The 25,647-nt window shown below is 64.0% G+C and carries 22 protein-coding genes; 12 read left to right on the forward strand and 10 right to left on the reverse strand.

Annotated features, from left to right (window positions below):
- Positions 1 to 124: 124 nt before the first annotated feature.
- Positions 125 to 1,027: a LysR substrate-binding domain-containing protein gene (locus tag ACXHGZ_RS10960; RefSeq protein ID WP_084858019.1), complete on the forward strand. Its 903-nt coding sequence runs from the start codon at positions 125 to 127 to the stop codon at positions 1,025 to 1,027.
- 170 nt (positions 1,028 to 1,197) lie between these two features.
- Here ACXHGZ_RS10960 and ACXHGZ_RS10965 read toward each other — a convergent pair whose 3' ends face one another.
- The 4 genes from ACXHGZ_RS10965 to ACXHGZ_RS10980 all read right to left on the reverse strand — a co-directional run bounded on the left by ACXHGZ_RS10965 (position 1,198) and on the right by ACXHGZ_RS10980 (position 3,599).
- The gene (locus tag ACXHGZ_RS10965) at positions 1,198 to 2,001 is read right to left on the reverse strand and encodes a hypothetical protein (protein WP_480463817.1); all 804 of its coding nucleotides are present in this window, start codon (positions 1,999 to 2,001) and stop codon (positions 1,198 to 1,200) included.
- Positions 2,001 to 2,183 carry a hypothetical protein gene (locus ACXHGZ_RS10970; protein WP_480463819.1) on the reverse strand — a complete coding sequence of 61 codons (183 nt, stop codon included), beginning with the start codon at positions 2,181 to 2,183 and terminating at the stop codon, positions 2,001 to 2,003. Before ACXHGZ_RS10970 ends, ACXHGZ_RS10965 begins: the two co-directional genes overlap by 1 nt.
- 140 nt (positions 2,184 to 2,323) lie before the next feature.
- The gene (locus ACXHGZ_RS10975) at positions 2,324 to 2,767 is read right to left on the reverse strand and encodes a DUF1294 domain-containing protein (protein ID WP_480463821.1); all 444 of its coding nucleotides are present in this window, start codon (positions 2,765 to 2,767) and stop codon (positions 2,324 to 2,326) included.
- A 1-nt stretch (position 2,768) separates the two neighbouring features.
- A complete protein-coding gene (locus ACXHGZ_RS10980) occupies positions 2,769 to 3,599 on the reverse strand; it encodes an undecaprenyl-diphosphate phosphatase (RefSeq protein WP_084858021.1) in 831 nt (276 codons plus the stop codon).
- Between the two features lie 288 nt (positions 3,600 to 3,887).
- Here ACXHGZ_RS10980 and ACXHGZ_RS10985 point away from each other — a divergent pair, with 288 nt between their 5' ends.
- The 10 genes from ACXHGZ_RS10985 (at position 3,888) to ACXHGZ_RS11030 (ending at position 14,349) form a co-directional block, all read left to right on the forward strand.
- Positions 3,888 to 5,522, forward strand: a complete 1,635-nt coding sequence (locus ACXHGZ_RS10985; RefSeq protein WP_480463822.1) for a methyl-accepting chemotaxis protein — start codon at positions 3,888 to 3,890, stop codon at positions 5,520 to 5,522.
- A gap of 168 nt (positions 5,523 to 5,690) precedes the next feature.
- Positions 5,691 to 6,257 carry a nicotinamide riboside transporter PnuC gene (gene pnuC / locus ACXHGZ_RS10990; RefSeq protein WP_480463823.1) on the forward strand — a complete coding sequence of 189 codons (567 nt, stop codon included), beginning with the start codon at positions 5,691 to 5,693 and terminating at the stop codon, positions 6,255 to 6,257.
- On the forward strand, positions 6,254 to 6,805 hold the full coding sequence (locus ACXHGZ_RS10995) for an AAA family ATPase (RefSeq protein WP_480464034.1): 552 nt from the start codon (positions 6,254 to 6,256) through the stop codon (positions 6,803 to 6,805). The genes pnuC and ACXHGZ_RS10995 overlap by 4 nt, the downstream gene beginning before the upstream one ends.
- A gap of 294 nt (positions 6,806 to 7,099) precedes the next feature.
- On the forward strand, positions 7,100 to 7,549 hold the full coding sequence (gene fapA / locus ACXHGZ_RS11000; protein WP_480463824.1) for a functional amyloid chaperone FapA: 450 nt from the start codon (positions 7,100 to 7,102) through the stop codon (positions 7,547 to 7,549).
- 1 nt (position 7,550) lies between these two features.
- On the forward strand, positions 7,551 to 8,129 hold the full coding sequence (gene fapB, locus ACXHGZ_RS11005; RefSeq protein WP_084858026.1) for a fibril amyloid subunit FapB: 579 nt from the start codon (positions 7,551 to 7,553) through the stop codon (positions 8,127 to 8,129).
- 54 nt (positions 8,130 to 8,183) lie between these two features.
- The gene (gene fapC, locus ACXHGZ_RS11010; protein ID WP_480463825.1) at positions 8,184 to 9,149 is read left to right on the forward strand and encodes an amyloid-like fimbrin subunit FapC; all 966 of its coding nucleotides are present in this window, start codon (positions 8,184 to 8,186) and stop codon (positions 9,147 to 9,149) included.
- A 58-nt stretch (positions 9,150 to 9,207) separates the two neighbouring features.
- Positions 9,208 to 9,888, forward strand: coding sequence for a fibril amyloid maturation endopeptidase FapD (gene fapD / locus ACXHGZ_RS11015; RefSeq protein WP_084858028.1), 681 nt, complete (start codon positions 9,208 to 9,210; stop codon positions 9,886 to 9,888).
- A gap of 36 nt (positions 9,889 to 9,924) precedes the next feature.
- The gene (gene fapE / locus ACXHGZ_RS11020) at positions 9,925 to 10,665 is read left to right on the forward strand and encodes a fibril amyloid subunit FapE (protein WP_324811932.1); all 741 of its coding nucleotides are present in this window, start codon (positions 9,925 to 9,927) and stop codon (positions 10,663 to 10,665) included.
- A gap of 47 nt (positions 10,666 to 10,712) precedes the next feature.
- The gene (gene fapF / locus ACXHGZ_RS11025; protein ID WP_480463828.1) at positions 10,713 to 12,005 is read left to right on the forward strand and encodes a fibril amyloid transporter FapF; all 1,293 of its coding nucleotides are present in this window, start codon (positions 10,713 to 10,715) and stop codon (positions 12,003 to 12,005) included.
- A 187-nt stretch (positions 12,006 to 12,192) separates the two neighbouring features.
- Positions 12,193 to 14,349 (forward strand): LTA synthase family protein, encoded by a 2,157-nt coding sequence (locus ACXHGZ_RS11030; RefSeq protein ID WP_480463830.1) that lies wholly within the window; start codon positions 12,193 to 12,195, stop codon positions 14,347 to 14,349.
- 130 nt (positions 14,350 to 14,479) lie between these two features.
- Here ACXHGZ_RS11030 and pgm read toward each other — a convergent pair whose 3' ends face one another.
- From pgm to ACXHGZ_RS11060, 6 genes are all read right to left on the reverse strand, one after another.
- A complete protein-coding gene (pgm, locus tag ACXHGZ_RS11035) occupies positions 14,480 to 16,117 on the reverse strand; it encodes a phosphoglucomutase (alpha-D-glucose-1,6-bisphosphate-dependent) (RefSeq protein WP_480463831.1) in 1,638 nt (545 codons plus the stop codon).
- Positions 16,118 to 16,203: 86 nt separating this feature from the next.
- Entirely contained in the window at positions 16,204 to 18,465 is a 2,262-nt protein-coding gene (locus ACXHGZ_RS11040) for an ATP-dependent DNA helicase (RefSeq protein ID WP_480463833.1), read from the reverse strand.
- Positions 18,462 to 20,111: a VRR-NUC domain-containing protein gene (locus tag ACXHGZ_RS11045; protein ID WP_480463834.1), complete on the reverse strand. Its 1,650-nt coding sequence runs from the start codon at positions 20,109 to 20,111 to the stop codon at positions 18,462 to 18,464. Before ACXHGZ_RS11045 ends, ACXHGZ_RS11040 begins: the two co-directional genes overlap by 4 nt.
- 78 nt (positions 20,112 to 20,189) lie before the next feature.
- A complete protein-coding gene (locus ACXHGZ_RS11050) occupies positions 20,190 to 21,551 on the reverse strand; it encodes an aminotransferase class I/II-fold pyridoxal phosphate-dependent enzyme (protein ID WP_480463836.1) in 1,362 nt (453 codons plus the stop codon).
- Positions 21,551 to 22,930 carry a hypothetical protein gene (locus ACXHGZ_RS11055; RefSeq protein ID WP_480463837.1) on the reverse strand — a complete coding sequence of 460 codons (1,380 nt, stop codon included), beginning with the start codon at positions 22,928 to 22,930 and terminating at the stop codon, positions 21,551 to 21,553. Before ACXHGZ_RS11055 ends, ACXHGZ_RS11050 begins: the two co-directional genes overlap by 1 nt.
- Positions 22,931 to 23,493: 563 nt before the next feature.
- On the reverse strand, positions 23,494 to 24,510 hold the full coding sequence (locus ACXHGZ_RS11060) for a zinc-dependent alcohol dehydrogenase family protein (protein ID WP_196146494.1): 1,017 nt from the start codon (positions 24,508 to 24,510) through the stop codon (positions 23,494 to 23,496).
- Positions 24,511 to 24,716: 206 nt separating this feature from the next.
- Here ACXHGZ_RS11060 and ACXHGZ_RS11065 point away from each other — a divergent pair, with 206 nt between their 5' ends.
- Complete coding sequence (locus tag ACXHGZ_RS11065) at positions 24,717 to 25,631, forward strand: LysR family transcriptional regulator (protein ID WP_368828888.1); 915 nt, start codon at positions 24,717 to 24,719, stop codon at positions 25,629 to 25,631.
- The last annotated feature ends 16 nt before the right edge of the window (positions 25,632 to 25,647 follow it).

Consider the following 25,647-nt stretch of genomic DNA (forward strand, 5'->3'; position numbering starts at 1 on the left):
CTGTGAATGAAGACCGCGACGGTGGGCGATCACGATGGAGAGAATCCTATAGGGCCAACGAATAGCTGATAAGCCCGTAAAAATGCGTTAGTTTGTCCTACCAGTAGGACAATGGGATACCCCGATGCAAGACCTCAACGACCTCTTCTACTTCGCCCGCGTGGTCGAGGCCGGTGGTTTCGCCGCCGCTGGCCGCCAGTTGGGCATTCCCAAGTCCCGGCTTTCCCGGCGCATCGCCGAGCTGGAGGAGCGCCTGGGCACACGCCTGCTGCAGCGCACCACCCGGCAACTGAAGCTCACCGCCGTGGGGGAACGCTACCTGCACCATTGCCAGGCCATGCTACTGGAGGCAGAGGCGGCCGACGAAGCGGTGGCCAGCATGAGCAGCGAGCCGCGGGGGCGTTTGCGAGTGTCCTGCCCCGTCGCCTTGGCCCACGCCTTCCTGCCGCAAGTGGTCAGCCGCTTTCTGGAGCAGTATCCGCTGGTACAACTGGATATGGTGCTGCTCAACCGACGGGTCGACCTGATTTCCGAGGGCATCGACGTGGCTTTGCGCGTGCGCGACCTGGGCGACGAGGACCCGGCCCTGGTCACCCGCCGTCTGCGCCAGGCGCAGATGCAACTGGTGGCTGCACCGGGCTTTGCCGACCACCTGCATCACCCATCACAGCTCGCCGGCCTGCCGGTGCTGGGTGCTACTGAGGCGGATCGCCTGGTGCATTTTCGCCTGATCGGACCGGGGGGCGAACAGCAGGAAGTCGCCCTGGAACCGCGCCTGGCCATTGACGACTTCGTGGTGCGAAAGGCTGCCGTAGGTGCGGGGCTCGGCTTCACTGCCCTGCCGAGCATGTACTGCGAAGAGGAATTGGCGCGCGGCGAACTGGTGCGCCTGCTGCCGGACTGGTCCCTGCCTGGCGGTTGGCTGCAGGCGGTATACCCGCACCGACGTGGCCTGCTGCCGGCCGTGCGTGTGTGGATCGACCATCTGGCGGCTTCGTTCGAGGCCTGTGGGGAGCGCTATGTGTGAGGCGCAGGCGTCCCACGCACATTGATGACAATAATCGAGGTCCGACTGGCCCCGCGATGGAGCCCATTCAAAGGGCCTAGCGCCCCTCTTGTCCGAAAAACGGTGAAACGGTGTTGTCCAGCCTGCATTTTAGGCTTTGGGATTTCTCATCGTTGCTTAGGCATGAGATTTTATTTTTCGGATAGCTCCTGGCGTGCTTTGAATTTGCTCCAGATCTCATCCTCAAATCGGCTCACCGACACAATATTTTTTTGTGAGAGAACGATTTCAAAGCCGATTTCTCGCCCCTTGAGCATCATTTCCTCTACGACCGCAGAGTAGTCGGTGGTGTACGTGACCTTCAATGTGTCCTTGTCTCGATAACCACTCATAGTAGGGACAATCTCGAAATCTTCGTCCATCCCCCCCGCTTCATGCAGATCACCGATGTCGGATACACGCCCAACGTAAACTTTACGGTCATCCATGGAGAACATGTAGAGATTGTTTGTGTCCCGCATCGACTCCATGAGTTGTCGTGTCAAAGGTCGGGTGGGCACTTTGGATGTCAGTATCAACCCCTTAATCGCCCTCGCCGACGCCCGATATCTCACCATGAGCATCAGTGTAAACAGACGAGGAAACAGCCACGCCAATAGGAACGATAACACCGAAGCTTGTGCCAAGAATGCCCATACGGGTGCGCCCTTGGTGTCAGTGATTTCGTTGCGCGTCAGGAATCCCTTGACGTACTTGATGTAGTCCGCGTGGTCGCGGTATTCGCCAAGATAGGGGGCGAGGACACTGTGCTTGCTCGCATACATCAATCCGAAGCTCGCAAGGCATGCCATGGAGAAAATAAAGATGCCTGTCTTTGCGATGAGCATGTACAGAAGTTGCCCATCGTAGCGGCTCATCGTCGCTTGTCGATAGGTGCTTCCGTTGCAATAGAGATAACCACTAACTAGGATTGGCAGGATAAGAAGCAGTCCCATCAGCCATTGGCCACGATTTTCTTCGCTTTTTTACTCGCCTCGATGAAGCGCTCACTCATCAGGATTTCCCGAGAATCTATCGACATGCCACCACGATCACTGATGCGCAAAGTGCGCAGCTCGCGCAGTGAGTCAAGGATCTCCCTCTCTCGTTTACTCGCTTTGAAGAGCAGTCCAAGCATACGTATTCTCCAGAATGGCTAGCGTTCAGCCTTAGGCACACGGCCCTTTCTCGCTCAACCTCGGGCAGATTTTAACACAGAGACACCAACCCACTGACCGAGGTAGTGATACATCAGATTTCGAGCCCATCCCTGCCCCCTCAGAAGCCTTCCAATACCCCACCCAACCAGCGCCCGCCCAACAGCAAGTGGTCGACCCAGAACACCTGATGCACCGCCACGATGCCCCAGAACGTCATTTGGTAGGACACCTTGCGCGTCTTGTGCCGGAACAGCTGCTGGGCGAGCAATGCCCCTGGCCAGCCGCCACACAGCTCACTGGCATGCAGGACCTTTTCGGGTGTGCGCCAGGCCCCGGTACGCGCTTGGTGCTTGTCTTGCCAATACAGCATCAGGCTGACCAGGCTCACCGCCGGGTACAACGCCAGGGGCAGCCAGGACTGCCCGCTCCAGGCCATCTGCGCAGCGCCCACCAGCGGCAGCAGGCACAGACCCACGAGCACCAGCAGTTTCAGGCGCAGGTTGTGAACGGCATCCTGGGTGCGTTCGACGCCACGGCGTGGCGCGCGCTGGGTGCGTGCCATATCAACCGTGCGCCGTGGCCCAGTTGACCCAGCCGAACTGCCAGGTCGCCAGGATCAGTAGGCCGAAGACGATGCGGTACCAGGCAAAGGCTGCATAGCTGTGGTTGGCGATGAACTTGAGCAGGCCGCGTACAGCGATCATGGCGAAGATGAACGAGACCACGAACCCGATGGCGAACACCGGCAGGTCACCCGGCTGGAACAGGTCACGGTACTTGTAGCCCGAGTACACCGCCGCCCCCACCATGGTCGGCATGGCCAGGAAGAACGAGAATTCGGTCGCCGCCTTGCGCGACAGGCCGAACAGCAGGCCACCGATGATGGTCGAGCCGGAGCGCGAGGTGCCGGGGATCATTGCCAGGCACTGCACGAAGCCGATCTTCAGGGCATGGCTCCAGCGCATGTCATCGACGTGATCGACCTCGATGCGGTGGTCGCGACGCTCGGCCCACAGCATGATCACCCCGCCCACCACCAGCGCCGCCGCCACGGTGACCGGATTGAACAGGTATTCGTGGATCAGGTCGGCGAACAGCACGCCCAGGATCACCGCCGGAAAGAACGCGATCAGCAGGTTGGCCGTGAAGCGACGCGCTGTGGGCTGGCTGGACAGCCCCAGCACCACGTCGAAGATCTTGCGCCGGAACTCCCAGACCACGGCGAGGATCGCGCCGAGCTGGATGATGATGTTGAAGGCCATGGCCCGCTCGCCACCGAAGTCGATCAGGTCGGCGACGATGATCTGGTGCCCGGTGCTGGAGATGGGCAGAAACTCCGTCAAACCTTCGACGATCCCTAAGATGATTGCCTGAAAGGCACTCCAAAAATCCATTGTTCCCCCGATGAGGCGCTGCTGCATGCAGGCCCCTTGTTCTTGATTTGCATTTGGTTGCCGCGAAGGCCCGGCCGTTTTACAGCCCCTACGGGGCCAATGCCAGCGGAAAAGGCCTAGATACCTAAAGGTTTCATCTTGCGCGGCCGAGATCCTATCAGAGCAGCCTGTCGATGGCTCGCGCGGCATGCGACAGCAAACGCCTGGCCTAGCCCTTGGTCGAGTGTGCCGCACCGGCCCCGGCATGCTTGGATACACCTGATAACAAGAACAACGGGAGTACCTTTGATGAAGACCTTGAGGTCGATGTCGATCAGCCGGCGCCTGTCGCTGATCCTGCTGGTCGCGGTGGGCATGCTGGTGGCCTTCGCCCTGCTGATGCTGCGCCAGCTGCATGGCGACCTGTACCAGGCCAAGGCCGAGAAGACCCGGCACGTGGTGCAGACTGCCGCCGGCGTGCTGGCCTACTACCAGGGGTTGGAGGCAGCCGGCACGCTCACCCGCGAAGCGGCCCAGCAGCAGGCCCTGCAGGCCGTGCGCAGCCTGCGCTACGACAAGGACGACTACTTCTGGATCAATGACCTGGCGCCCAGGATGGTCATGCACCCGACCAACCCCAAGCTCGACGGCCAGGACCTTTCCGGCATTCGTGACCCCGACGGTTTCGCCGTGTTCAACGAGATGGCCAGCCTGGCACGCAGCCAGGGCGCAGGCCCGGTGGACTACCGCTGGCCCAAGCCCGGTGCCAGTGAGCCGGCCGCCAAGACGTCATACATCCAGCTGTTCAAACCCTGGGGCTGGATCATCGGGTCGGGCGTGTATGTCGATGACGTGCAGGCCGAGTTCGCCCGCCAGGTACGGGACGCCTCCCTGGCGGGCCTGGGTATCGCCGTGTTGATGGCGCTGTTGGTCATGCTGATCGCCCGCAGCATCGCCCGCCCGTTGCAGGAGGCGGTGCAGGCCATGGGTAATATCGCCAGCGGCGAAAGCGATCTCACCCGCCGCCTGGATACCCATGGGCGCGACGAAGTCACCCGCCTCGGTGAGCATTTCAACCGCTTCAACGGCAAGCTGCAGGGTGTGGTCGGCCAACTGCAGGGCGCCGCCCATGCTCTTGCCCAATCGGCCGAACACGTGGGCGACAACGCAGGCCAGGCCCAGGCGCACAGTGCCCAGCAATCGCTGCAGATGGACCAGGTGGCCACGGCGGTCAATGAAGTCACCTATGCCGTGCAGGACGTGGCCAAGACCGCCGAGCAGGCCGCCAGCGAGATGCAGGCGGCGCAGCGCCAGGTGGACCATGGCCAGCAGGCGATCCATGGCAGCCTGCAGCAGATCGACCGACTCTCCAGCACCATCGACCAGGCCGTGCAGGTGATCGGCGAGCTGGCCGGGCACAGCACGCGGATCGGCGGTGTACTGGAAGTGATCCGCTCGATTGCCGAGCAGACCAATTTGCTCGCGCTCAACGCCGCCATCGAGGCGGCCCGCGCCGGCGAGCAGGGCCGGGGGTTTGCCGTGGTTGCCGACGAGGTCCGGCTGTTGGCCCAGCGCACCGCCCAGTCGACCGCCGAGATCCAGACCATGATCGAGCACCTGCAAGGCCAGTCGGAAGCGGCTGTCAGGGCGATCGGCACCAGCAGCGAAGCCTCGCGCCAGACCGTCGAGCAGGCCCGTGAGGCGGGCTCCAGCCTGGATGCCATCAGCCAGGCGCTGCACAACCTCACCGCCCTCAACGCCTCGATCGCCAGCGCTACGCTGCAGCAGGCCCATGTGGTGGAGGAAATCAACCGCAATGTGCTGGATACCGCCGGGCTGTCCCAACAAACCGCCGACGCGGCGCGCCAATCCAGTGATGCCGGCGCAGCCCTGGCGCGGTTGAGCGAGGAGCTTGAACAGTTGCTGCGCCAGTTCCGGGTTTGATACTGCCCTTCGTCAAACCCACGCGCCTCCTGTAGGAGCGGGCTTGCCCCGCGATGGCGTCAGCCCAGGCACTGCCGCTGCCCAGCCGATGCCATCGCGGCGCGCCCCTACAGCTTCCCCGCCCTACAGGCTACAATCGCGCCCTCTACCCCTGCCCAAGGATCGCCGATGTCCGGCCTCGAACTCTTCGCCGCCGTGCTCGGCGTCATCGCCGTGTGGCTCACGGTCAAGCAGAACCCGTGGTGCTGGCCGATCGGCCTGGTGATGGTGCTGCTCTACAGCTGGATCTTCTACGAAGTGAAGCTGTATTCCGACATGCTCCTGCAACTGGTCTACGCCGTGTTGCAACTGTACGGCTGGTGGCAATGGACCCGGCCTGACCATGTGGAAGACGCACGCCAGGTTTCCAGCCTGGGGGCCGGGCAGGTATTCATCGGCCTTGGCGCAGGCCTGCTGGCGAGCCTGTGCCTGGGCGCCGCCATGGCGCACTGGACCGACGCAGCACAGCCCTGGCTCGATGCGGCCCTGACTGGCTTCAGCCTGGTGGCGCAGGTGTGGATGGCGCAGAAGCGTGTGCAATGCTGGGCGCTGTGGATGGTGCTGGACGTGGTCTTCGTGGGGCTGTTCCTCTACAAGGGCCTTTACCTCACCGCAGCGCTCTACGCACTGTTCACCCTCATCGCCGTGCGCGGCTGGGTGCAATGGCGCCGCGACCCGGCATTGGCACCCGCATGAAGGTCCTGGTGCTATGCGGGCCGGAGTCCAGCGGCAAGAGCTGGCTGAGTGGCGAAATCCAGGCGCATTTCGGCGGTGTGGTGGTCGGTGAATACGTCCGCCACTTCATCGAGCGGGAACAGCGCGAAACCTGCTATGCCGATATTCCCGCCATCGCCCGCGGCCAGCTTGCCTGGGAGGACCAGAGCCGCCGACACGCGCCCGACCTGTTGATCCTCGACACCCACCTACTCAGCAACATCCTTTGGAGCCGGGTACTGTTCGCAGACTGCCCCGCCTGGCTCGAGCAGGCCCTGCTCGAACGCCACTATGACCTGCACCTGCTACTCAGCCCGCAAGGTGTCGATTGGGTCGGCGACGGCCAGCGCTGCCAACCCCGCCTGGAAGAGCGGCAAAGATTCTTCGAGGATAGCCTGCACTGGCTGCGCACTCACCAGAAACCCTTTCAAGTACTCGAAGGCGACTGGCCCACCCGCCAGGCCCAGGCCCTGGCAGCGGTGGCGCGTCTACTTGACGGCCAAGCGCCCGCCTGCGCCACCGAGTGTTAATTTTTTGTAACTGTACAGCCAGCTAGGCCCCCCATTGTTGGGGGCTTTGCCACAGACCTGGGGAAACTGTTTCAAACGTGATACAGCTACTGCCGTTACCCCGGGCCGCGTGGGTTTTCAAGGCCTGTAGGGCGATGGACGGTTTTTCTGTATCAGCCGTGAAACAGAAAAACACCGAACGGCCCCCTGAACCACCCAACACCTTGATTTAACTATAAAAAATGAAAGCGGCACGACTTTCGCTCTACCTCTGTCAACGCTCAAAGGCCAGCGCACAGAGAAGGGAGCATCGCCGTGGGGACCAAGAACAAGACACTGCCTGCACTGCTCGTCCTGGGTTGCCTGACCGCCGCAGCCTTCCCCCTTCCCGCCAGCGCCGAGGGCAACGGGATCATCGTCCTGACCCGTGATGTCCAGGCTCGCCAAGCCGCTCGGAAGACCGGTACCCCCGACCCCTACCCCACTACCGTCAATACCAACGAATCGGCCCGGGTGAAAGCCCAGACCAACGAGTTGACCGACGGTGACTTCGCCCGCATCGCCAGCGGCTCGACAGTCAATCGCCTGCTCACCACCGACCACTCGGGCAGCTTGCGCGGCCTGGACACCGTCCAGTCCCGGCTACCTGGCATGGCCGGCGGATCGGGTGCCGGGGCCGGCGGTGGCAACACCATCTCCAACACGGTCAACCAGAACGTCCAGCGCGGCCTGGCGCCGCTGCAGATCCTCACCCGGGGCCAATGACATGCGCGCACTCAAGCTCTCCCTGCTGTGCCTGGCGCTGGGCCCCAGCCTGGCGCTGGCCGGCTCGCCAGTGGTGGACAACGCCACCCTTGGCGCCAGCGGCCGCACCTACCAGGGCAACCTCGGCATCAACCAGGCGGCGGGCGATGCCCAGCAGCAGGCCAACGTCCGGGCCATGGCTATCGGCACCAATGCCAAGGCCACCACCGAGGTTCGCCAGCGCACTGACTTTCTTGCCGACCCGGCCCGGGACAGTCGCGCCAGCATCCACGGCAACGCCTTCAGCAACGGCAACGGCCTGCTCGGTATCAACCAGTCCGCCGGCGCCGCCACGCAGCAGGCCAACGCAGTACGGATCGGCATCAGTGCCGTCCCGCAAAGCATCGACGACAGCATTCTCAGCCAGCAGAACGTCTCGCTGGCCAATGGCTCCGAGGCAACGGATCGCGCTCCCGGCAGTCGCCAGGTCACTACCAGTGACCAGGCCTTCACCGGCAGCCGTGGCGTGATCCAGTTGAATCAGAGCGCCGGGGTGGGCAACCGAATGGGCAACACCCTGAGCGTACGGGTCGCTGACTGACCCAAAGTGGCTTCAACACAACACTTAACAACGAGAAACAAGTGGAGAAACACCATGAAACCTAAAATGGCACTCAAGCCTCTGGTATTCGCCCTCGCAGCGGTCATGGCAGTTGCTGCACAAGCCGATAACCGGCATAACAACGGCCACCATGGCCATCACAACAACCATGACAATGTCCTTCTGCAGCTGTTGGTCAGCGCGGGTGCGGCCGCCACGGTGACCGATACCCAGGTCAACACCGGCAACACCGTGCGTAACGAGGCGACCGAGAACGACGCGGCGATGGAAGACTCCGCCAACCGCTCCAACGGCAACCTGGGCGCCAACGTGGCTGCCGGTGACGGCAACCAGCAGGACAACGTGGCCGCCATCGCCACTGCCGATGAGCGTTTCATCTTCGGCAGCGCCATGGCTATCTCCACCGCCACCCAGGTCAACGCCGGCAACAACGTCAAGAACTTCTCCACCAGCAACACCGCCAACCTGGTCGACTCGGCCAATGGCAGCTCGGGCAATATCGGCGTCAACGTCACCGCCGGTGACTTCAACCAGCAGAAAAACAACCTGGCGATCGCCGTGTCCGGTGGCCGTGTAGCGATGGCCGCCTCCACCGCCACCCAGGCCACTACGGGCTTGAACGTCGAAAACAACGCTGACCGCAAGATGGACAAGGAAACCCTGCAGGCCAGCTTCAAAGCCTATGGCCAGTACAAGGGTGACGGCTGGGGCTATGTTGAAGACGAAAAAGGCTGGGGCCACGGCCATGACAAGGGCAAAACCGACAAGGACCCTCTGAAGTTCCACGAAGAAGGCACCTTCGGCCTGGCCGGTGTCGCCACCTACCAGGTGCTGACCCCCAACGGCTGGAAAAACCCTGTGACCAACACCGCCACCATGAGCAACTCGCTCAACGGCGTGTCGGGTAACGTGGGCGCCAACGTCTCGGCAGGTTCGGGCAACCAGCAGAGCAACTCGCTGTCCATCGCCGCAGGTTGCAAAGCCTGCACCGGCCTGTAACACAGCCAATCGGGGCCCTTCGGGGCCCCTTTCCTGTTTCGCGTCGGGGGAGAAGGCCATGCGCGCAGTTCTGCTTGCCGCACTCATGTTCCTGGCCGGCCTGGTCGAGGCCACGCAGATGCCGATCGCGGCGATGCCAGGCGGGACCTTGGTGTACAAGCCGGTACAGAGCATCCGCGAGCGTCGCTTCGCCGACCTGGTGCAACAGAAGACCGATTTCAGCTGCGGCGCCGCCGCCCTGGCCACCATCCTCAAGCAAGCGTATTGGCTCGATGTCGATGAAAGCCAGGTCATCGAAGGCATGCTCGCCCACGCCGATCCGGACCTGGTCAAGGTCCAGGGCTTTTCCATGCTGGATATGAAGCGCTACGTGGAAAGCATCGGCATGCGCGCCCGGGGCTACCGGGTCGAAGCCGACAGCCTGCACCGGGTGAGCATTCCGGTGGTGGTGCTGATGGACATTCGTGGCTACAAGCACTTCGTCGTGCTCCAACGCATCAACCGGGGCTGGGTGTACATCGGCGACCCGGTGCTGGGCCACAAGCGCTACAAGTTCGACGATTTCGTCAAAGGCTGGAACGGCATCATCTTCGCCGTCATCGGCCCCGGCTACGACAAGGCCAACGCCCTGCTCGACCCACCGGCTCCGGTCACCGCCAGGAACCGCATCAATGGGTTCTACCCGGTGGACGATGCCCAATTGATGGAATTCGGGTTCATCCAGAGCGACTTCTTCTAGTGATTACAAAGGGGCACGGAGCTCCGGGGAGCAGCGATGAAGACAATCAACTGGCTGGTAGCGGCATGCCTGGCTGCCAGCCTCCCGACCCAGGCGCAGACGTTCAAGCCCATCGAAGTCAAGGACCAGGAGCTGGCCCAGTTGCGTGGGCGCTACGTGATGCCGGGGCGGATCATCAGCTTCGGCGTGGTCATGAGCAGCACCTGGCAGAACGCTGCCGGCGACCGCATCGGCGCGACCACGACGATGCAGGTGCAGCACAACAGCTTCAAGCCGCAGTTCTACGTCTCCATGACCGGCAAGAACGGTGGCGGCGTCGCCCCAGGCCAAGGCCATGGCGTGGTCACAGGCGGCAGCGGCCTGGGCAATACCCAGGGCGTGACCCAATCGGTCCGCGCGGCCGGCGACAACAACAGCGCCTACAACGATGTCGCGATCAATGTCAGTGAAGGCGGCAAGGGGCCTGCTACCACGCCACAAGGCCAGGTACTGGCATCGGGCAAGACCCTGACCAGCAGCAACAATGCCGGCACCCTGAGCGTGTCGAATACCGGCAAAGGCATCCAGATGGCCATCCAGGCCAACAACAACCAAGGCTCGAGCCTGCAGCGCCTGTCCGACGGCGGCCTGCTGCAAGCCACGACGCTGCTTGGCGGCAACAACGCGGTCAGCAACATGACCCAGCTCAATGTGGTGCTGCGCGACAACCTACCGTCAGCCGGCGCACTGAACTGCAATCTCGATCAACTCAAGGGCCTTCGAATCACCGGCTATTGATCTACGCTTCGTCTCACCATCGTAGTATTCGTAGGGACGGCTAACTTATGCATCGATTCATGTCGTTGAAAGCACTTGTCTGTCTGGGCACCCTGGTGCCTTCCACCCTGCTCTATGCCGCCGCCGATCCGCAGGTCGAAGTCCTGAAGGCCGAACTGGCAGCATTGAAGGAACGTTACGAAGCCCAGCAGCAAGCCCTCATGGTGCTGGAGCAACGGGTCCGCCAGGTCGAAGAACAACCCGTCGCCCCCCCACCCAAGCGCCTGACCCGCTCCCCTGCCTCTCAGCCACGCAACAACCAGGCCATCGCCGCCTCCGGCGGGGCTGCAGGGGCAACGGGGTCCTCCTACGGTGAATCGCTCAAGGATGACTCGGAGCCGGCCCAGAGCGTGTCCAACCTGTATGACGAGGCCAGCGGCTTCTTCGGCGGTGGCAAGTTCAGCCTCGAGACCGGCATCACCTACGCCCGCTACGACACCCGCCAGTTGATCCTCAACGGGTTCCTGGCACTGGACTCGATCTTCCTGGGCAATATCAACCTCGACCGGATCAAGGCCGACAACTGGACCCTGGACCTGACCGCCCGCTACAACTACGACCAGCGCTGGCAGTTTGACGTCAACGTGCCGATCGTCTACCGCGAGTCTACCTACCAGTCCGGCGGCGTCGGTGGTGCCTCCAACGATGTCTCCGAACATACCGTCACCCGCGACCCTGCGCTGGGCGACGTCAACTTCGGTGTGGCCTACAAGTTCCTCGACGAGTCGGAGAACACCCCCGATGCGGTGTTCAGCGTGAGAGTCAAGGCCCCCACCGGCAAGGACCCCTTCGGCATCAAGCTGATCCGCGACCCGCTCAACGACAACCTCACCTACCCCGAAGACCTGCCTACCGGCAACGGCGTCTGGTCGATCACCCCGGGTATCTCGCTGGTCAAGACCTACGACCCGGCGGTGCTGTTCGGCAGCCTGTCTTACACCCATACCTTCGAGGAGAAGTTCAGCGACGTCAGTTCCACGGTCAACCAGAAGATCCCGGGCAAGGTGAAGATCGGCGACAGCTTCCAGATCGGTGCAGGCGTGGCCTTTGCCCTGAACGAGAAGATGTCGATGTCATTCTCGGTGTCCGAACTGATCGCCCGCCGTTCACGGATCAAGTCCGCCGAGACCGGCGACGAGTGGGCCGACGTCAAGAGCAGCGACGCCAACGCCGGCTACTTCAACATCGGCATGACCCTGGCTGCGACCGACAACCTGACCATCGTGCCCAACCTGTCGATTGGCCTGACCGACGATGCGCCGGACTTCACCTTCAGCCTGAAATTCCCGTACTACTTCTGAGCGACCACTCTTCCACTTCCTGGGGCTGCTTCGCAGCCCCGCGCTGCACGGCCGCACCTACAGGTGCAGGCAGGTGCAGGGCCCCCTGATCATGCCTGCATCCCGTCTGCAATCCGCGCCTGCCGCCAAGTGCCTGTTATCATGAAGCACACTTGAGTGACTGTTTCATGACAAGAAGGAAGTCTTTGTGAAAAAACTGCTCGGTCGCTCCAGCACCCGGCTCGTGGCATTGGCCACGCTGGTGTTGGCGATCCCACTGGGCATCCGGGCCGCGCTCGGCTGGTCCACCCCCCTGGGCTATGTCTCCGACCTGGCCATCGGCAGCGTATTGGTGCTCTTGCTGCAGCGCCGCGCCTGGTGGCTGGCGTTGCCCTTGCTGCTGGCCTGGGCCAGCCTGATCGTCGCCAGCGCCGAGCTGGTCAGCGCCGTGGGCCGTCTGCCCACCAGTGCTGACCTGAACTACCTGTTCGATGCGCAGTTCATGGAAAACTCCACCGGCGGCGGCCTCGCCCACCCCTGGCTGCCCTGGGTGCTCGGTGCCGGCTTGGTGGCCTGGCTGGGCAGCGTCTGGTACAGCCGTGGCAGCCCCAGTGCCACCCTGCCACGCAAGGCCTGGGCGATCCCCCTGCTATTGTTCGGCGTGCATTGGGGCAGCCAGCACCTGGCGCCGTCCGATGCCGACCAATGGCGTCAGTACAACCTCTCGCACCAGTTGCTCTCGGCCGGGGTGGGTGACCTCCAACGCCAGGCCGTTGAGCGTTTCGGCGAAAAACCCACCTTCGCCCCCCTGCCCTCCACGGGCCTGACCCAGTCCGACCTCAACGGTCAAAAGCTGCTCAAAGCGCCTGGGCAGGCGCATAACGTCCTGGTGATCGTCCTGGAAGGCATCCCCGGTGCCTATATCCGCGCCAACCGCCAGGCCTTGCACAGCAGCTTCGACGAAGACCTGATGCCCAAGCTCAGCCGCTGGGCCGAGCGCGGCATGAACACGCCCGACTACGTGCTGCACACCCACCAAACCATCCGCGGCCTGTACGCGCTGCTGTGCGGTGACTACGACAAGCTGGCCAACGGCACACCAAAAGGCATGGAGATGCTGACCCAGGAGGTGCGCAACCAGGCCTGCCTGCCGGCACAGCTGCGCCAGGCGGGGTTCAGTACCCATTACCTGCAAGGTGCGGGCCTGCGCTTCATGGCCAAGGATCGGATCATGCCGCACATCGGCTTCGACGCGGTGCACGGCCAGGAGTGGTTCAGCAACAAGAACTACCTGCCTTTTCGCTGGGGCAAGGACGACCGGGCCTTCTTCGAAGGCGCACAGAAGTACGTGAAGCAGTTGCGCAAGCAGAAACAGCCCTGGATGCTGACCCTGCTGACCGTCGGCACCCACCAACCGTATTCCGCACCGCAGCGCTACCTGCAGCGCTACGACACGACCAAGCAGGCAGCGGTGGCCTACCTGGACGATGCCCTCGATGCCTTCCTGATGAACCTGGAACGCCAGGGTGTGCTCAAGGACACCCTGGTGATCATCACGTCGGATGAGTCCCACGGTATCGACGGGGTTCGCCTGGCCTCCTCCTGGGGCTTCAGCCTGGTCCTGGCTCCCGAACAGGCCCAGTTGCCGCGGCTCAAGCGCGGAACTTACGGCCATGTGGACATGGCCACGTCGCTGCTCGACTACTATGCCCTGCCGATCCCGGCCGCCTTGAGCGGGCGCTCGCTGTTCCGTGACTACGACACCGGCCGCGAGATGATTGCCTACACCAACGGCATGCTGCGCTACCACGATGGCCACGGCACCTTCACCGAATGTGACTTCCAGCAACGTTGCCGGCGCTACGCCAGCGACGGCTTCATCGCCGACCAGGCCGAGTACATGGACCGTGCCACGGACACCACCGGCCAACAGCTCACCGCCCTGGCCAGTACCCTGGACCAATCATTGCTGCACACACCGTTGAACCTGCGCTACCAGTTTGGCGGGCCGGCGGCGATCCAGCTGCGCAAGCGCATCCGTGACGAGTGGGCCGACAACCTGATCGGTGCGCAATACCTGGAAATGCCCGAAGGCTCCCATACCCGCGTACGGGTGATCGTACGCTCCCTGGACCCCAAGCATGATGCCTATATCCAGCTCAAGGCCAAGGAGTACGAACAGGATGTACCGTTGGGACTACCGGAAGAAATCATCGTGACGGCCGACCGGCCGCTGGAACTTGAGTTCGGCTTCGACAACCCCTCGGCACGCAAGGCGTTCTCCTTCCACCTGCTGGGGTATGGCGGCGGGGAAGTGCAGGTCAGTGATTTCAGCGTGATCACCGGTGTTGCCGGGGGCGGCTGATACGCCCCGTCGCACGGCCCCTGTAGGAGCGGGCTTGTCCCGCGATCACCGGCAGAGCCGGTGCCAAGCACCCCGTCGCACGCTTCGCGGGTAAACCCGCTCCCACAGACCGATCCTACACCACCGGCGATCAGGCGATCGCCGCGTCCACCAGTACTTGGGCCTCGCGCACCAGGCGCTGCAGGTGCTCTTCGCTGACGAAGCTCTCGGCGTAGATCTTGTAGATATCCTCGGTGCCCGATGGCCGCGCGGCGAACCAGCCGTTGGCGGTCATCACTTTCAAACCACCGATGGCCTGGCCGTTGCCCGGCGCATGGCTGAGGATTTGCTCGATCGACTCGCCGGCCAGCTCCGTGGACGTCACCTGCTCAGCAGCCAGTTTGCTCAACAGAGCCTTCTGCCGGGCATCGGCCTTGGCCTCGACACGGGTGGCGAACGGCTTGCCCAGTTCGGCGGTCAGGTCGGCGTAGGCCTGGCTCGGGTTGCGCCCGGTGCGGGCGGTCATCTCTGCAGCGAGCAGCGCCGGGATCAAACCGTCCTTGTCGGTGGCCCAGACGCTACCATCCTTGCGCAGGAACGACGCGCCGGCACTCTCCTCGCCACCAAAGCCCAGCGAACCGTCGAACAGCCCCTGAGCGAAGAACTTGAAGCCCACCGGCACTTCGTACAGCTCACGGCCCAGGCGCGCGGTGACGCGGTCGATCAGTGCGCTGCTGACCACCGTCTTGCCCACGGCGGCGTCGCTGCGCCACTGCGGACGATGGCGGAACAGGTAGTCGATGGCCACGGCCAGGTAATTGTTCGGCTGCAGCAGGCCGTCCGGGGTGACGATGCCGTGGCGGTCGTGGTCCGGGTCGCAGGCGAACGCCACGTCGAAGCGTTCGCGCAGGCCGATCAGGCCCTGCATGGCATGGGGCGAGGATGGGTCCATGCGGATCTGCCCGTCCCAGTCGACGGTCATGAAGCGGAACGTGGGGTCCACTTCGGTATTGACCACTTCCAGGTCCAGACGGTAGTGCTCGGCGATGGCCTGCCAGTAACGTACCCCGGCACCGCCCAGGGGGTCGACGCCCAGGCGCAGCTTGGCGTTGCGGATGACGTCGAAGTCGATGACATTCTCCAGGTCCGCCACGTAGCGGCCCACATAGTCGTAACGCTGGGTGGTCGCCGCCTGCAGGGCCTGGGCATGGTCCATGCGCTTGACGCCGGCAAGGCCGGCGGCCAGCAGCTCGTTGGCTTTGGCTTCGATCCACTTGGTGACATCGCTGTCGGCCGGGCCGCCGTTGGGCGGGTTGTACTTGAAACCACCGCTCTGGGGCGGGTTGTGCGACGGCGTGATGACCACGCCATCGGCAAGGCCCTGCTGACGGCCACGGTTGTGGCAGAGGATGGCATGGGACACCGCCGGGGTCGGGGTGTATTCATCGTCCTTGGACAACATCACCTGCACGCCATTGGCGGCCAGCACCTCCAACGCGCTGGCGGCAGCCGGCGCGGACAGCGCATGGGTGTCGGCACCGACGAACAGCGGGCCATCGATGCCTTTTTCCTGGCGGTACAGGCAGATGGCCTGGGTGATCGCCAGCACATGATCTTCGTTGAAGCTCAGCTCGAGCGAGGTGCCCCGGTGCCCGGAGGTGCCGAAGGCCACGCGCTGGGCCGCCACGGCAGCGTCGGGGCGGCCGGTGTAGTAAGCGGTGAGCAGGCGGGGAATATCGACCAGCACGCTGGCCGGAGCCGGCTTGCCTGCCAAAGGACTGAGCGTCATGCAAGAACCTCGAGTTCAACGGATGTAGGTGTTGGAACGCGCAGTGTACTGGGAGTTGCAACGCCATGCGATGGGGCCCGCGGCGATTATTCGCTCACCACCTGCCACCAACCGGGGAACATCTGCCGCACCCGCGGCTCGGCGAAGCGTTCGTCGATCAGCAGCAGCACGCCCTGGTCCTGGTCGCCACGGATCACCCGGCCAGCGGCCTGGATGACCTTGCGCACGCCCGGGTACAGGTAGGCGTAATCGAAGCCCGCACCGAACTGTCGCCCCAGGCGCTGCTTGAACTGCTCGTTGACCGGGTTGACCTGGGGCAGCCCCAAGGTGGCGACGAAGGCACCGATCAGCCGGCTGCCGGGCAGGTCGACGCCTTCGCCAAAGGCGCCGCCCAAAACCGCGAACCCGACACCCTGGCCATCGGGCACGAAGCGGGCGAGAAACGCCTCCCGCGCCCCTTCGTCCATGCCTGGGGCCTGTTCCCAGCGCGGGATGGCCGGGTAACGCTCGGCCAGCAGCGTGGCCACCTGCCCGAGGTACTCGAAGCTGCTGAAGAAGGCCAGGTAGTTGCCTGGTGCACGCCGGTACTGATCGGCGATCAATTCCACGATCGGGGCCAAGGAGGCGTGCCGCTCGCGGTAACGGGTGCAAATCTGGCTGACGACGCGCACCTGCAGTTGCTCGGCCCGAAACGGCGCCGCCACCTCCAGCCAGGCGGTGTCAGCCGGCATGCCCAGCAGGTCGGTATAGAAATGCCGGGGATTGAGGGTGGCGGAGAACAACGTGACGCTACGTGCCGCGCTCATGCGCGGGCCCAACAGGCGCGCCGGAACCACGTTGCGCAGGCACAGGGTGGCCAGCCGACGCTTGCGCGGGCCGTTGCGCACGCTTACATCGAAGATGAAATGCTCGTCGAACAATTCCGCGACCCGGCTGAACTGCAAGGCCTGGAAGTAGAACTGCAAGACGGCCGGTTCCACCTCGCCCGGGGCCTGTTCAAGACGCGCCTGGATCTGCCCGGTGCAATGCTGCAACGCGCCAAGGAATGCCCCGGGCAACTGATCGCTGGCCTCGTAGGGCGCTCGTTGCGTCTTGTACAACGCGTTCCACTGGCGATTGAGCCGCTCCAGGGCGCTGCCAAGACCCGCCGGCTTGCCTTGGCGCAAGGCCTGCAGCTGGCCCTGGTCGAGGCTTGCGCTGTACATCCCCCGGCCCCGCTCCACCAGGTTGTGGGCCTCGTCCACCAATACCGCGACCCGCCACTGATTGGCCTGGGTCAGGGCATGCAGCAGGGCGTGGGCATCGAAGTAGTAGTTGTAGTCGGCGACCAACACATCGACCCAACGCGCCATTTCCTGCCCCAGGTAGTACGGGCAGACCTGGTGCGCCAGGGCCACTTCGCGCAGGCCGGCACGGTCGAGCAGTGGCCGTTGCGCCGCGGCCTCACGTGCAGCAGGCAGGCGATCATAGAAGCCGCGTGCCAGCGGGCAGGACTCGCCATGGCAGGCGCTTCCCGGATGCTCGCAGGCTTTGTCCCGGGCGATCAGTTCCAGGGTACGCAGAGCCGGTTGCGGCGTGGCTTCGGTGATCTGGCGCAGGGCGTCGAGGGCCAGGGCCCGGCCTGGGGTCTTGGCGGTGAGGAAGAACAGTTTGTCCAGTCGCTGCGGCACCATGGCCTTGAGCAACGGGAACAAGGTGCCGAGGGTCTTGCCGATCCCGGTACTGGCCTGGGCCATCAGGCAGCGGCCGGTGCTGACCGCTTTGTACAAAGTCTCGGCCAACTGGCGCTGGCCCTGGCGAAACTGTGGGTAGGGAAAGCCCAGTGCCTCGAGGTCGCAGTCGCGCTCGGCCAGGCGCCGCTCCTGGGCCTGGGCCCAGGCCAGGAAGCAGCGGCATTGGCGTTCGAAGAAACGTTGCAGGTCGGTCGCGGCATGCTGCTCGCTGAATACAGTCTGGTGGTCGCTGTCCACGTCCAGGTACACCAGCGCGACCTCGATCGAGTCCAATCGGCGTGCCTGGCACAGCAACCAGCCGTAGACCTTGGCCTGGGCCCAATGCAGCTGTCGATGGTTGGCCGGCTGACGTGACAGGTCGCCACGGTGCGTCTTGATTTCCTCCAGGCGGTTGGCCGCCGGGTCATAGCCATCGGCCCGGCCTCGCACTTCGAGCCCTTGGTATCGGCCTTGCAGCGCCACCTCGGACTCGTACCCTGGCCCGCGTCTTGCCACCACCCGGCGGTGGCCGGCAATACCTTCCTGGGCCGTGGGCGAAGGCGTGAAGCGCAGGTCCAGGTCTGCGACCTTGGCGCTGAATTCGCACAGCGCGCGCACCGCCACGGTGTAGGTCATGCCGTGTCGCTCCAGCGGACATGGCAGACCACGACCGGCAAACCGTGCTCACGGCAGAACTCCAGCCAGCGCAGCTGGTTGTCCTGCAAGCGGTCTCCGGGCCCCTTGACCTCGACCATGCGGTATCGGCCTTCCTCGGGCCAGAACTGGACCAGGTCAGGCATGCCGGCGCGGTTGTTGCGGATATCCTGCAACAGGCGCAGGAAACACTGCTTCAGGTGCGTCGCCGGCACGCAGGCCAAGGCCTGGTCGAGCAGCTCGGGCGTGAGCATCGACCAGAACACGAAGGGCGATTGCAAGCCGTGCTTGGCCACAAAGCACTGGCCGATGGCCTGCCTATAGCTGCCATCGTCGAGCCGACCGAGGCAGGCGTCGAACAGGGTGGCGCGGCGTTGTCGGAAATCGTCGTCATGCAGGTCCTGGGGGCCGGCCTGGAACGGGTGGAAGAAAGCGCCGGGTACCGGGGCGAAGATCGCCTCCCAGCACAACAGGCCGAACAGGCTGTTGAACAGCGTGTTCTCCACGTAATGACAAGTACCCCCGCCCTGCTCCAGGTGCAGGCGAACCGCCTCCTCGACGCCGAGGTGCGCGAGCGCCGCTGGCAGCTGCAGCTCGATCAGCTCGAGGTCCGCCGCACGGCGGCGCGCCCGCGGCGGCCCGCCCAGTTTGCGCCCAAGGCGCGGCAGCATGCGGGCCACTGCCTGGGACTCAAGGGCATTGGCCGGAGCGGCGGCCATTTTCGACGCCAGTGCATGGGCCTGCGCCCAGCGCTCGCTACGCTCCAGGGTGCGTACCTGACGGATGCGCGCCTCGGGGTGGTTGCTCTGGCCGTACACTTCGAAGGCTTGGTCCCAGTCGCCTAGCCGCTCGCACCGTTGGCCTATGCCATACAAGACCCGGGAATGGCGCCGGGCAAGCCAGGGGTTGTCGCTGTGCAGCCCTTCCAAAGCAGCCAGCACGACGCCTGGCGCCTCGCCCTGCTCGAGACGTTCGGCGCACTGGTGCAAGGCCATGGCCAGGTCGACCTCGGCGCGTTGGCGCAATGCGCGGGAGTCGGCGCTGAACGGTACCTGTTCATAGCGCAGCACACCCAGGTCGGCAAGCACGAACTCCGACCAGTCCTGGTACAAGTTGCCGAAGAACAACAGACGCAGGCGATCGCACAACGGTTGCAGGCGCCAATGAAAAATACGCACAGGGCACGCCGGGAACCATTGCGCCAATGGCCGGGGCGCAAGCGCCAGTGGCAATAATTGCGCCAACAATTCCGCCTTTGCCGCCCGGGGCCGACTCAGTTGCGCGGCGAAACATTGAACGAGTTCTTCCTTGCGCAGCACACCGAACAGTTGCTCCAAGGCCAGCATCGAACGGTCACACACCCACCCAAGCTGCAGCAGCGGCTCGAGCGCCACCTGCCATGGGCCGATTTCGGCATAGTCGAGCCGGTCACTGCGAAACAGCTCCCCTTTGCGCATGACCATGCGCACCAGCATGGCCTGGGCAGGCTCGGGCAGCCCGGCGAAAGCGCGCAGGAAACCCTGCTCGGCCTCATCGAGCACATCGGCATAGCGCTGCTGGACCCATGCCAAGACCTGCCTGAAGTTGCACAGGTAATAGAAGGGGTCATCGACAGAATGGGCAATCACGGTGAACGGGCACATAGCGGGACAGGCACTGGTTATACATACAGACCCACCCCGCTGACAAGCGCTCCGGATCGGCGGTCACTCAGCTACGTCATCAGCCGGCGGTCGCGCCAAGGCCCGGTCCAGCCGGTGCAGCGCCTGCTCCAATCCCTCCCAGGGAGCGCCCTGCCACGTCAGGGCCACATACCCCCTATGGTTTCCCTGCAGGCTGAACCGTTCCCCGGGTGTGATCGTCAATCCCGTGCCGGCCACGGCCACCTGCGCATGGCCATGATTCACCGGTTGCCTCAAGCGGCCCCATAGCACCCGGCCACCCTCGGGCCTGGTAACCACCAGCTTGCCCCCCAGGCATGACTCGACCTGTAGAAACAAATGGTCCATGGAGGCCTGCAGCTCGCTACGCATGCGCGGCAACCACGCCTCCACCTCCCCTTTGGCATAGATCTGGGCGATAGCCTGCTGGCGCAATGGCGGAATCAGGAAGCCACGACGGGCGATGGCCTCTTCCACATCCGTCTGACGGCAGAGTAGGTAGGCGTAAGGCCCTTCAGCACCTACCGTGGCTTCCAGCGACCCCAGCACCAACAGCCGGCCGATGTCGACCCCATCGCGAAGACGCATGGCTGGCGGCTCGCCAAAACAATGCTCGCTGTCCAGGTCGTTTTCGAGCAACCAGGCCGGGTGGTCGGCGAGCAGCTGGGCCACAGCCTGCTGGTCGGAAAGCGAGACCCTGCGCCCCAAGGGCACGGCAAGGCAGGACGGCAGCACCACCAGGCGCACGAGCTCACAGGCGAGCAACTGCGCCAGACGGTCCAGGTCCAACGCGCCGTCATCGCCCGCCGGCACTTCAAGGACCCGCATCCCGGCCCAGCGCAATGCCTCGAGCAGGCGCCGGCAGCATGGCGTGGCCACCACGGCGGTCGCCCCCTGCAAGCGCAAGGCCCGCAACAACGTCACCAACAACGCCTGTACATCCGTTGCCAAATGAACATGCTCGGCACTCCAGCTGTGCCCGGAGGAACGCGTGTAACGGGCAGCGAGCACGTGGCGCAGCAATGCGCCCTTGCCTGAACGCCAGCTCGAGGGCCCTGATTGACGGGATAGCCGCCGTTCCTGGGCGAACAAGGCTCGCTCGAGCGCCATGGGGGTTGCCATCGGTAACGCGAACACCGGCCGCGACCGTGGCCAGGCCGATTGTTCGCGTTCCCTGGCGTCGAACGCCACGAAATAGCCAGACTTGGGAACCGACCGTACCCGCCCCTGATGCTCCAGCAGGCTGTAGGCATTCTGCACGGTGGCCAGCGATACCTTCAGACGTACCGCCAGGTCTCGCAACGAGGGCAAGCGCCCCTCCTCGGTGGGGTCGGCCTGGTTGATGAGCGCTTCAATGTAGCGACACACGGCCTGGTAGGCGAACTCGCCTCGCCCGCAGCGCCCCATCAGAGCGCCGCCTGGCGCACCGTCGCAGCGGGGGGTGAGGCGCGTGGCACCAGTCGCAGGTCGATGTCGCGCCGCGCCAGGTTGGCCAACACCCGCCGAACAGGCGCGCCAAGCCGCCCGGCGTAGATCGCCTGGAGCTGCGTCAGGCTGAGGCCGCTGGTATCCACCAGCCAGCGCTTGACTGCCTCGGGGCATGCCTTGCCCTGCAGTGCTTTGTGCAGATACGGCAAGGCAACCTGCATGCAGGGATGACAACGTTGCAAGAAATACGCAAGGTCGCGGCCATGATCGGCAAAAGGCGCGAACAGCAGGCAAGCCAGTTGTGCCTCGTTCAACCCATGGGCCTGCAGAAACGGCGCCCGTACCTGTTGCTGCGCCCGCAGCCACCAGGTCAGTCGCGGGCCTTTGAGCGACAAGCGTGCGTCCTGGCCTTCATCCGCGCGTAGCCGGGCCTTGAGCGTGCATAAGTTCCGCACAAGGTGAGGTTCGAGCGTGTTCTCCTTGGCATTGCCCGGACCGTCCGCAAGACCCAGCATGCCATCCAGGCCACCCATGCCGGCCGAGAGGGGCAGCAGGTCGTCGAGCGTCAGGACGTTGACTCTATGTTCACACGCCAGCGCAGCCGGGGCGCTGACGAAGCGCCCTGTGGGCGCCCCGAGCACCATCTGCAACCGCCCCAGCCCCTCCAGCAGCGCAGCCGCGCAGCGATCGGCAGTGTCCAGGCCCGGCTGCTTCGCAAGACGTAGGATCCGACGCCCCCACGCCAGGAATCGGCGACGCTGGTGGCCCGACCACGCCGTCACCAGGGTGTCGGCGCCATCGCTGCAGGCGAGCGCCAGGCGCAGGGCATCGGCCAACTGCAGATGCAGGCGGGCGCCCAACAGCGCGGCAGGCGCCGCCTCGGCAAGGTGGCCGAACAGCAGCATGGCTTCACGCGCTCCCGACCACTGCGCCGCGATCTCCGGTTGACGGCAACTGAACGGCACCAACTGGTCGTCCTCGACCATGAGCAGTTCCACCCGCGGATCGTCCTGCATGACCAGTGCACTGAAGCGCTGATCGTGCCGCTGCAGCGTCTTGGCGTCCATGCCCGGCAGGCACGCCACCACCACGCGCAGGCGGAACGTGCTGCCGTAGCGCAAGGCCAGGTTCAACTGGGCCGCACGCACGCAGGCCAGCAGTTGGGCACTACGCCGGTCGCCGCCCAGCACCATCAACAACCGGAGCCGGTCGAGGTATTCCCGCCCGCCGGCGGCCATTTCCAGCCGGTGGACCAGCAGTTGCAACGAGGCTTGCTGCGCCCGTGGCATATGCGCGTTAACGCGCTCCACCACCTGTTGGTAGATTGAGTGCATGGCTTGGTCATGTAGTCTGCTCATTGAATAACTCCTTGTCCTTCAGTGCGTCGCATCCACGACAAGTATTGACTGCAAGCGCGTACACTTTTTACTTTGCAGACTTTTCCCACAGACACTTGGGAAATAACGCAAGACCTATCGAAAAACACCATTCCATTGGGCCCTGTTGGCCACACCGACCAGCCCCGAACCTTCCCACCCCTGTACACAAGCCGTCCCAAGCGCATGTTCTGCTCCTTGCAATCACTGACACGGCTTCATTATCGAAAGTTGCGGTACGAATAAAAGATACAGATCCTGGTAAAAAAACCATTCAGCGACGTCGGACTTTAATAACGACCAGCGCGGATCTCATCGAAATACCCCTTCGCTGCCTGGCAAAACTTTACGCCATAAATTTCAACTTAAACAAAAGTTGTCAGATATTAGCTTTAGTTGCGTAGGAATATTCTGATACTCAGGAGAAGTGCATCATGTCTCAGCTAAAAAGCCGCTCCCGCAGTATCGTCGCACTGCGGGGCGGCTTCATAGGCAGTCGGGAGGTGACGCCAATGGCCCTGGACGCACACGGCGCTACGGACGGATCACTCCATCGTCAGTACGATCCGCCCACCACAAGGGCAACCATCCATGTAGCGATGGGCCTCGACCACCTGGTCGAACGGATACACCTTGACGATCTGTGGCGTCAGCAGTTGGTCGGCCGTGAACTGGTTGATATCGCGTAGCGCGCGCTGCAGCGCCACCTGGTCCTGGCAGATTCCCAGCTCCGGCTTGCCGGTGAAGTTGCTGATGCAATGCACGTAGAACTGGATGTTCTTCTGGAACGCGGCACACGCCGGGAACGGCGTCTGGTTGCCGCCTTGCAGGCCATACAGTACCAGGCTGCCGCGCGGCGCCAGGACGTCCCCCAGCAGCGACATCTGCGGCCCGCCCATACCGTCGAGGACCATGTCCACACCCCGGCCATCGGTGTATTTGCCGACCTGCATGAGCAGGTCCTGCTCCTCGGTGACGATCACCTTTTCGGCGCCCAGGCCCAGCAGGTAGTCGCGCTGCTCCGGGTCCTTGGTGGCGGCGAATACCCTAAGGCCCAGCGCCTTGCCCAGTTGCACGAACGCAGGGCCCGCACAGTGGCTGGCATCGGTAACCAAGGCCGTCTGGCCGGCTTTGGCCCGGGCCAGGTCGACATAGGCGAAATAGGCGATCAGCAGCGGGGTGTAATGGACGCTGGCCTCGATGGGCGTGAGCACGTCAGGATAGCGGGTGATGGCCGTGCGCGGCAGGACGATGACATCGCCGTAGACGGGGTGGTCGTTGGCGCTGGTAGCCGGGAAACTGGCCACACGGTCACCGACCGCAATGTCTTCGACGCCCTCGCCGACCGCCATCACCACACCGGCCATCTCATGGCCGATACCCGCCGGCAGGCGCGCCTGGGACGGCGCCAGGTTCTGCCGCCACAGCACGTCGTACCAGCTGACGCCGATCGCCTCGACGCGGATCTGCACCTCGCCCGCCGCTGGGGACGGCTCGGCCTGCTCCTCGCAACGGAGCACATCGGCCGCGCCGAACTTGTGGAAACGGATCATGCGGGACATCGCATACCTCGCCTGTGTGAATCTCGTATTACCACGGACTTTATCCGGGCTTTTGCCGTTAGACCATCAGTGGCTATTAATAGTCGACATGCCTGTCATCGATTGGGCCCCTGGCATTTCCCTGCATTGGCACCCGGAAATCGGTGCAGGGTAACAGCCTTTGGCCTTAAGATTCACCCCTGCCCCCTTCAAGGCGAAGCGTATCGATGAACCGTAACGACCTGCGTCGCGTAGACCTGAACCTGCTGATCGTGTTCGAGACGCTCATGCACGAGCGCAGCGTGACCCGTGCAGCCGAGAAGCTGTTCCTCGGCCAGCCGGCCATCAGCGCGGCCTTGTCGCGCCTGCGCAACCTGTTCGACGACCCGCTGTTCGTGCGCACCGGGCGCAGCATGGAACCCTCGGCCCGGGCCCACGAGATCTTCGCCCTGCTCTCCCCGGCGCTGGACTCGATCTCCACCGCCGTCAGCCGCGCCGCCGAGTTCGACCCTGCCACCAGTACCTCGGTGTTTCGCATCGGCTTGTCCGACGATGCCGAATTCGCCTTGCTGCCACAGTTGCTCAAGCGCATCCGCGCCGAGGCGCCGGGCATCGTGCTGGTGGTGCGCCGGGTCAACTACCTGCTGATGCCCACGCTGCTGGCGTCGGGCGAGATTTCGGTCGGCGTGAGCTACACCAACGAGTTGCCGGCCAACGCCAAGCGCAAAGTGTTGCGCCGCAGCAAGCCCAAACTGCTGCGCGCCGACAGCATGCCCGGCGCCATCAGCCTGGATGACTTCTGCGCCCGCCCCCATGCGTTGGTGTCGTTCGCGGGCGACCTTTCCGGCTTCATCGACGAAGCCCTGGACGAAATCGGCCGTAAGCGCCACGTGGTCCTGGCCGTGCCGCAGTTCAACGGCCTGGGCAGCCTGCTGGCCGGCACCGACATCGTCGCCACCGTCCCCGACTACACCGCCGACGCCCTGACTGCCGCCGGCGGCCTGCGCGCCGAAGAGCTGCCCCTGGAGGTGCGCAGCTTCGAGCTGCACATGGCCTGGCGCGGCGCCCAGGACAACGACCCGGCGGAGCGGTGGTTGCGGTCCCGGATACAGATGTTCTTTGGCGATCCTGACAGTCTTTAGGGGCTTCGCGCCGATC

It is taken from the genome of Pseudomonas shiyinii (assembly GCF_056725765.1).

Bases quoted from the DNA above. Each gene is read 5' to 3' on its own strand.
- ACXHGZ_RS10960 (WP_084858019.1), top strand. From the start codon at position 125: ATGCAAGACCTCAACGACCTCTTCTACTTCGCCCGCGTGGTCGAGGCC.
- ACXHGZ_RS10965 (WP_480463817.1), bottom strand. From the start codon at position 2,001: ATGGGACTGCTTCTTATCCTGCCAATCCTAGTTAGTGGTTATCTCTAT.
- ACXHGZ_RS10970 (WP_480463819.1), bottom strand. From the start codon at position 2,183: ATGCTTGGACTGCTCTTCAAAGCGAGTAAACGAGAGAGGGAGATCCTT.
- ACXHGZ_RS10975 (WP_480463821.1), bottom strand. From the start codon at position 2,767: ATGGCACGCACCCAGCGCGCGCCACGCCGTGGCGTCGAACGCACCCAG.
- ACXHGZ_RS10980 (WP_084858021.1), bottom strand. From the start codon at position 3,599: ATGGATTTTTGGAGTGCCTTTCAGGCAATCATCTTAGGGATCGTCGAA.
- ACXHGZ_RS10985 (WP_480463822.1), top strand. From the start codon at position 3,888: ATGAAGACCTTGAGGTCGATGTCGATCAGCCGGCGCCTGTCGCTGATC.
- pnuC (WP_480463823.1), top strand. From the start codon at position 5,691: ATGTCCGGCCTCGAACTCTTCGCCGCCGTGCTCGGCGTCATCGCCGTG.
- ACXHGZ_RS10995 (WP_480464034.1), top strand. From the start codon at position 6,254: ATGAAGGTCCTGGTGCTATGCGGGCCGGAGTCCAGCGGCAAGAGCTGG.
- fapB (WP_084858026.1), top strand. From the start codon at position 7,551: ATGCGCGCACTCAAGCTCTCCCTGCTGTGCCTGGCGCTGGGCCCCAGC.
- fapC (WP_480463825.1), top strand. From the start codon at position 8,184: ATGAAACCTAAAATGGCACTCAAGCCTCTGGTATTCGCCCTCGCAGCG.
- fapD (WP_084858028.1), top strand. From the start codon at position 9,208: ATGCGCGCAGTTCTGCTTGCCGCACTCATGTTCCTGGCCGGCCTGGTC.
- fapE (WP_324811932.1), top strand. From the start codon at position 9,925: ATGAAGACAATCAACTGGCTGGTAGCGGCATGCCTGGCTGCCAGCCTC.
- fapF (WP_480463828.1), top strand. From the start codon at position 10,713: ATGCATCGATTCATGTCGTTGAAAGCACTTGTCTGTCTGGGCACCCTG.
- pgm (WP_480463831.1), bottom strand. From the start codon at position 16,117: ATGACGCTCAGTCCTTTGGCAGGCAAGCCGGCTCCGGCCAGCGTGCTG.
- ACXHGZ_RS11040 (WP_480463833.1), bottom strand. From the start codon at position 18,465: ATGACCTACACCGTGGCGGTGCGCGCGCTGTGCGAATTCAGCGCCAAG.
- ACXHGZ_RS11050 (WP_480463836.1), bottom strand. From the start codon at position 21,551: ATGGGGCGCTGCGGGCGAGGCGAGTTCGCCTACCAGGCCGTGTGTCGC.
- ACXHGZ_RS11055 (WP_480463837.1), bottom strand. From the start codon at position 22,930: ATGAGCAGACTACATGACCAAGCCATGCACTCAATCTACCAACAGGTG.
- ACXHGZ_RS11060 (WP_196146494.1), bottom strand. From the start codon at position 24,510: ATGTCCCGCATGATCCGTTTCCACAAGTTCGGCGCGGCCGATGTGCTC.
- ACXHGZ_RS11065 (WP_368828888.1), top strand. From the start codon at position 24,717: ATGAACCGTAACGACCTGCGTCGCGTAGACCTGAACCTGCTGATCGTG.